Here is a 393-nt window from a genome sequence, read left to right as displayed (position 1 = left end):
GTAGAGGGGCGCGATATCCATCTGGGACACCTTCAGCGGGACTTCCAGCATGGACAGCGCCGCGACATGGAAGGGGTGCGTGTGCACGATGCACTGCACATCGGGCCGGGCGCGGTAGATCCAGGTATGGAATCGATTGGCGGGGTTGGCCATGCCCTCGCCCTCCAGGACGTTGAGGTCTTCGTCGACCAGCAGCAGGTTGTCTTCGGAGATCTCGTCGAACCCCAGTCCCAACCGTTGGGTGTAGTAGGTACCGGGTTTTCCGGCCCGGGCGGTGATCTGACCGGCCAGGCCGGAGTCGTGGCCGGCATCGAAGAGTGCTCGGCATGTCAGTGCCAGCTTCTGCCGCGTCGTCAGGGTGGACTCCTCGATGTGGGTCGACAACCCCTCGAG

Annotated in this window: 1 protein-coding gene; it reads right to left on the bottom strand. The window is 63.9% G+C overall.

Annotated features, from left to right (window positions below; all coding sequences use genetic code 11):
* Positions 1–393 (bottom strand): class II aldolase/adducin family protein (locus tag IMZ11_RS44615; RefSeq protein WP_228649859.1); only part of this gene is annotated, 393 nt, incomplete at both ends.

It is taken from the genome of Microtetraspora sp. AC03309, from assembly GCF_020826795.1.
Taxonomy (GTDB): Bacteria; Actinomycetota; Actinomycetes; order Streptosporangiales; family Streptosporangiaceae; genus Microtetraspora; species Microtetraspora glauca.
Note: the sequence above shows the minus strand (reverse complement) of the source record. Positions and strands in the feature narration are given on the sequence as shown.